Source organism: Chrysiogenia bacterium, assembly GCA_020434085.1.
In the GTDB taxonomy this organism is placed as follows: domain Bacteria; phylum JAGRBM01; class JAGRBM01; order JAGRBM01; family JAGRBM01; genus JAGRBM01.
The window spans coordinates 1-2646 of the sequence record JAGRBM010000414.1; the positions used below are offsets into that span (position 1 = coordinate 1).

Annotated in this window: 3 protein-coding genes; all 3 read left to right on the forward strand. The window is 62.6% G+C overall.

The annotated features are described in order from the left end of the window. The first annotated feature begins 113 nt into the window (after positions 1–113). Positions 114–755 (forward strand): response regulator transcription factor, encoded by a 642-nt coding sequence (locus tag KDH09_14125; protein ID MCB0220834.1) that lies wholly within the window; start codon positions 114–116, stop codon positions 753–755. Between the two features lie 6 nt (positions 756–761). Further along, entirely contained in the window at positions 762–2225 is a 1464-nt protein-coding gene (locus KDH09_14130; protein MCB0220835.1) for a HAMP domain-containing histidine kinase, read from the forward strand. After that, a partial coding sequence (locus tag KDH09_14135; GenBank protein MCB0220836.1) for a hypothetical protein occupies positions 2222–2646 on the forward strand: 425 nt, incomplete at its 3' end. The genes KDH09_14130 and KDH09_14135, both read left to right, overlap by 4 nt.

The following is a 2646-nucleotide window of genomic DNA, read 5'->3' on the forward strand; positions in this document are numbered from 1 at the left end:
GAAAATTTCACGTTTTGGGCTTCGCGACGCTTCAACCCTTGCCGGGCGCGCGGCTAGGTTGGTAACCCTTCTTTTTGTTGCAGATTCACAGAGCCTCTGTCATGATTTGCGGCATGTCCGTCATCAGGATCGCAATCTGCGATGACCACCCGGTCTTTCGCGCCGGCATGGTGTCCGTGATCAACGAACACGAGGACTTCGACGTAGTTGTGGAAGCGGGCAGCGTCGACGAACTCAACGACCGGCTTTCCGGTACTCCGGTGGACGTCGTTCTGCTGGACATCGAGCTGCCCGGTCGGGACGGGCTGAGCGCGCTGCCCGAGCTGGTGCGCGAGCATCAGGTGCTGGTCTTCTCCGCTTTCGACGATGCGCGCACGGTCAAGCAGGCCATGGAGTCGGGGGCCGTGGGCTTCGTGCGCAAGGATGCCGATTCGGCAAACCTGATCGCCGCGCTTCGCGAAGCGGCGGCCGGTCGCACGGTGCTCGATCACGAACTGGCCATGCGCGTGGCGCAGTCACTGCGCGCCGAACCCGACGCGGTGGCGTTCCGCCGCAAGGTTGCCGATCTCACCTCCCGCCAGCGTGAGGTGCTGGCCCTGCTGGCGCAGGGGAAATCGAACAGGGACATCTCGGACGCACTCTTCGTCAGCGAGGGGACGGTCAACAATCACGTAACCCGAATCCTGCATGCATTGCAGATGCCGGACCGGACCAAGCTCGCGGTCATGCTGATCCGCCACAATGTGGAGGTGTAGGCCGGCGTGAACGGACTGCTTCCCGACTTTTCCCAATGGCCCGGCCCGCCGGGGTTCTACTGGGGGCTCTTTGCGCTTGGCGTACTGGCAACGATTTATCCGCTCGTCGTCACGGCGCGAAGGCGCGTCTACTACGCGTTTGGAATTCTGGCCTTCGGTTCGTTCTACATCATGGGGCCGCGAATGATCTGGATCATGGTTCCCGCCGGGACCCTGGGCGTGTTGATTCCATGGCGTCTTCACTATGTCATGCAGGTTCCGGCCTGGTTCAGGTTCCGCCGTCTGAGCGTGCGGGAAATGAAAGACCGCGTGCAGGATCTACTCATCGACGGGGCCGTCGTGCTCGGCACGATGCTGCTTCTTGACTTCTTCTACCGGCGAAACGGCGCGGGTGCTTATCCAATCCCGATTGCACGCGGGCGGGACCTGCTGGAATTTCTGGCCATTGCGGGCGCGCTGAGCGGGACGTGGTTTGCGGTGCGAGAACTCACCTACCGCCTGCTGGGCGTGCCGGGTTTTGCCAGCCCTCCCGACGAGGGCGTGACGCCCGAAGGCACCGAGATGCTGCTCTTCACCAACCTGGCGGTGTACGGGCTGGTATTTCTGATCGCCGCACCGGTGCAGCTCACGATCCACTACACGTACCTGGCGACCGGTCCGTGGCCCACGTTGCTGGTGTTGCTCGCCGCTTTTTACATGAACACGCTTTTCACCGTCTGGGTGGAGCGCCGCGAACGGCTGCGCGCGGCGCTTCGTGACATCCATCTGAGCGAGCGCATGGCGGCCATCGGGGAAGTCAGCTCGCGGATCATGCACCAGATGCGCCATCAGCTCGGCCTCATGGCGGCCAGCACGTACATCCTTCAGCGGCGTCTGGGGACCAATCGGCAGGGCGATCAGGTCACCATCGAAGCGGAGCTGGCCAAGCTCGATGCCGTGCGAGAGCAGCTTCGCCGCCTTTTGGTCGAGGAACTGCCCGGCCCGGACGGTGAGATCGTGCCCGATGAAACAGGGAACGAGGGGGCCGGTCCGGCACTGCGCGAGCTGGTGCTCGTCCAAGCCGAGTCCCTGGAGCCCATGGCGGAGCAGCGGGGAATTCGCCTGCACGTCGGGGAATCGAATCTTGGATATGTGCCCAGGCTCCCCAATGTCATCGGAGATGCGATCTTCAACGTGATGGAGAACGCCGTCTTTGCCGCGCGGGGCGCCGTGCAGGTCAGCTTCTCGGGTGAGAATGGCGTTGCTTGTCTGCACATCATCGATGACGGACCGGGCATTCCCGAAGAGAATTTGCACAAGGCGACGCAGCCCTTTCACACGACAAAGGTGGATGGGACCGGAATGGGATTGGCGATCGCGCTCTCGGCCGCCAGGCGCGAGGGCGGTGAGATGGAACTCAGGAACTGCAGTGGCGGCGGACTGGAAGTGAAATTCAGCTTTCCGGGCGCCGGTGGGGAGGAAGAGAAATGAAGCAGGAAAAGAACAAGCGACTTGCTGTCGGCATCGCGGGGGTCGCAATCGTTTCCCTCTGGCTCGGCTGGTACCTGCTGCGCCCGGTGGCTGTTCCCCAAGCGCGGCCGGCAAAGCAGATCCCTTCTGCCATCTCGCCGGGCATCGAGAGCGGGGAGAGTGACCGCGAGTTCTTTGCGCGCGTGCATCCGGTTGTGATGGACCGGAATGTCCGTGGGGAACTGGTACTGGGGCCGGGGCTGCTTTCCATCTTCGACGCATTCCGTGCGCGCTACCTGGGGCTCGGAAAGCAGATGATGTTCGATGCATTCGGACAGTGGGCCAGCGAGGGCTACGAGGAGGATGATGCCACCTACCTCGCATCGATTTTCGAAAAGTACATCGGCTATCTCGAATTACTCGACCAGCCCGGCTTCTTCCC

What these genes read in the sequence shown, in the direction of transcription:
- KDH09_14125 (MCB0220834.1), top strand. Translation starts at nt 114, where the DNA reads ATGTCCGTCATCAGGATCGCAATCTGCGATGACCACCCGGTCTTTCGC.